Source organism: Planktotalea sp., assembly GCF_039984035.1.
GTDB lineage: Bacteria > Pseudomonadota > Alphaproteobacteria > Rhodobacterales > Rhodobacteraceae > Planktotalea.
This window is the reverse complement of the sequence record NZ_JBDWVM010000354.1, coordinates 1-2,990: the sequence shown is the minus strand read 5'-3', so window position 1 is coordinate 2,990 and position 2,990 is coordinate 1. Positions and strand designations below refer to the sequence as shown.

Annotated in this window: 4 protein-coding genes; all 4 read right to left on the bottom strand. The window is 56.4% G+C overall.

Translation table 11 applies throughout. The features are described from left to right. The coding region (locus ABJQ89_RS15870; protein ID WP_348497137.1) for a PPC domain-containing protein at positions 1–561 on the bottom strand (561 nt) is incomplete at its 3' end. Positions 562–651: 90 nt separating this feature from the next. Continuing rightward, complete coding sequence (gene rfbD / locus ABJQ89_RS15865; protein WP_348497136.1) at positions 652–1,500, bottom strand: dTDP-4-dehydrorhamnose reductase; 849 nt, start codon at positions 1,498–1,500, stop codon at positions 652–654. 2 nt (positions 1,501–1,502) lie between these two features. After that, positions 1,503–2,543: a dTDP-glucose 4,6-dehydratase gene (gene rfbB / locus ABJQ89_RS15860; RefSeq protein WP_348497135.1), complete on the bottom strand. Its 1,041-nt coding sequence runs from the start codon at positions 2,541–2,543 to the stop codon at positions 1,503–1,505. Continuing rightward, positions 2,540–2,986 carry a dTDP-4-dehydrorhamnose 3,5-epimerase gene (gene rfbC, locus ABJQ89_RS15855; RefSeq protein ID WP_348497138.1) on the bottom strand — a complete coding sequence of 149 codons (447 nt, stop codon included), beginning with the start codon at positions 2,984–2,986 and terminating at the stop codon, positions 2,540–2,542. Before rfbC ends, rfbB begins: the two co-directional genes overlap by 4 nt. Positions 2,987–2,990 lie beyond the last annotated feature (4 nt).

The window sequence follows — 2,990 nt, the reverse complement described above, 5'->3', positions numbered from 1 at the left end:
CGCGGAAATCATGTCAAAGGCGGCTTGAAACTGGGCGCGTTCATAGGCGTTGAAGCCTTCGGACGTGATGCCATCGGCGGCATAGCCGGAAGGTGCAAAAAACACGGTGACTTCAGGGTCGCTGAGTTGTGTGCCCCAGTTGATGGCGCTGAGCGGGGCAGGGAGGTCGGGCGCGGTTTCGTGTGGCGCCGAATAGGGCGGCGTGTTTTCGATCACGCTGAGCGTATAGGTGCCCGTGTCCTGCCCGCCATCAAAGGTGCGATACCAAGAGCCCGCTTCAATGTAGTAGGTGCCATCTTCGGGGGCGGTGAAGTACAGGCTAGAATTTCGGCCCGGGCCACCATCATCATCGATCGCAACGCTGTTTCCCTCAGAGTCAAAGAGGGTGAGATAGGGATCAACCAACGTGATCCCTGTCATTTCGATTTGAATTTCTTGTCCTTCAATCAGATCAATTCTGATCCAATCGACATCGGAATCCGTGTCGAGGTCGCTATTGATGATATCCCCGATTTCGATGGAAACATCGGTTGTGATATCGTCAGGGATTGTATCGACCATCTAAAACACTCTCGTAAAATTAACCCGTTGTTAACTGGCACTTTTACGAGGTTTGATGGGGTGCATCAATCTGTGATTGTACTATCGGCGTTATGATGCCTGCAACGATTTGATCACGCGGGTTAGACCGTCTTGCCATTTAGGCGCAGGAATGCCGAATGTTGCCGTGAGCGCATCGCAGTCCAGACGTGAATTTGACGGGCGCACGGCCGGTGTCGGATATTCAGACGCGGGAATGCCCGAAACAGCGACGGTTTTGCTTGCTGTGTCAAAGATCGCGTTGGCGAAATCAGCCCAAGAGACATGCGGCATGCCAGCAAAATGATATGTGCCGGATTTAGACGCATCGGCATGCAACTGCGCTGCGATTTCCAGGCAGGCTGCAGCGATAGCGTCTGCATCTGTGGGGCCGCCGAATTGATCGTTTACCACGTTGAGCGCATCTCTGGTTTCAGCCAAGCGCAACATCGTTTTCACAAAGTTATTGCCGGTTTCTGAAAAGACCCAAGCGGTGCGCAGGATTGCAAATGTTCCGCCAGCGGCGCGAATGCCATCTTCGCCAGCCAGTTTCGTGCGACCATAAGCACCTAAGGGGCCCGTCGGGGCATCGGTGGGCCAAGGCGCATCGCCCGATCCGTCAAACACGTAGTCCGTTGAGATATGCACGAAAGGAATGCCCGCGCTTGCACAGGCCTGTGCCATTGCGGTCGGGGCATCGCCATTGACTGTAAGCGCGATGGCTTCTTCTTCTTCGGCTTTGTCTACAGCGGTGTAGGCTGCGGCGTTGATCACAACATCAGGCGCGTGCGCCGCGATTGCAGCAGCGCAGGCGGCTGAGTTGGTGAGATCTGCATCAGCGCGACCGAGTGCGGTGACATCTGCCCGTTGCTGCAAGGCTGTGGCGACTTGACCGGATTTACCGAAAACGAGGATTTTCATGATCAGCCCTTGCCCAAACGTTCGCCAACACCGTCACGGTTTTGCAAGGCTTCATACCATGCGGCGTTGTTCAGGTACCATTCGACAGTGCGCTCTAGACCCTCTTCGACAGTCACGGAGGGGCGCCAGCCGAGTTCGTTGCGAATGCGGTTCGGATCGATGGCATAACGCGCGTCGTGACCCGGGCGGTCGGTGACGTAGGTGATTTGATCCGCGTAGGATCCTTCGTTTTTGGGTCGCTTTTCGTCGAGGATCGCGCAGAGCGTTTCAACCAATTGCAGGTTTGTGCGCTCGTTCTCGCCGCCGATGTTATAGCTGCGGTTCAGCTCGCCCTTGTCCAGAACGGTCAGAAGGGCGTCGGCGTGGTCTTCCACATAGAGCCAATCGCGCACGTTAGAGCCATCGCCATAGATTGGCAGGTCCTTGCCGGCGAGGGCGTTGAGGATGATCACAGGCACCAGTTTTTCGGGGAAATGGTAGGGGCCGTAGTTGTTGGAGCAGTTCGTCATCACAACGGGCAGGCCGTAGGTTTCCGCCCATGCGCGCACGAGGTGATCCGAAGATGCCTTGGACGCGGAGTAGGGGGAACGGGGGTCGTAGGGTGTGGTTTCTGTGAACTGACCCGTTGCGCCGAGCGAGCCAAAGACCTCATCCGTGGAGACGTGATGAAAGCGGAAATCGTCTGGCTTGCCTTGGGTCGTCCAATGGGCGCGCGCTGCTTCCAATAGGTGGAAGGTGCCCATGACGTTGGTTTCCATAAAGGCGCCTGGGCCATCAATGGAGCGATCCACGTGGCTTTCTGCAGCGAGGTGCATCACGGCGGTTGGTTTGTGCTTTTCAAAGATTTTGTCGAGCGCGGCGCGGTCGCAAATATCGGCCTGTTCAAAGCTATAAAGCGGGCTTTTTGCGGCCTCTGCCACGTTGTCGAGGCAGGCGGCATAGGTGAGTGCGTCAAGGTTCACAACGCGCATGCCGCGCGAGACGGCCAAACGCACAACTGCGGATCCGATAAAGCCGGCGCCGCCGGTGATAAGAAGGGTCATGCGTTTGCCTCATATGTAAAAGGGCTGTCGAGATCGGCGAGTTTGGGGGCAACTTCGTCTTTTCCAGACAGGATCGCCTGATCCGCAGTGATGCCCCAGTCGATGCCGATGTCCGGGTCATTCCAGATCAGCGCGCCTTCGGTTTCGGGGGCGTAATCGTCGGAACATTTGTAGATGATTTCTGTGTTTGGCTCGCGCGTCACAAAACCATGTGCAAAGCCGGCAGGGACGAGCAATTGACGGCCGTTTTCAAAGCTCAGCTCTGCGCCGAACCATTGCCCATATGTTGGGGAGCCTTTGCGAATGTCGACGGCCACATCAAACAGCGCCCCTTTGCCACAGCGGACCAATTTGTCCTGTGCATGGGGAGGCGCTTGGAAATGGAGGCCGCGAACGGTGCCAACGGTTTCGGAGAGGGAGTGGTTGTCTTGAATAAATGTAATGTCG

Bases quoted from the DNA above. Each gene is read 5' to 3' on its own strand.
- rfbD (WP_348497136.1), bottom strand. From the start codon at position 1,500: ATGAAAATCCTCGTTTTCGGTAAATCCGGTCAAGTCGCCACAGCCTTG.
- rfbB (WP_348497135.1), bottom strand. From the start codon at position 2,543: ATGACCCTTCTTATCACCGGCGGCGCCGGCTTTATCGGATCCGCAGTT.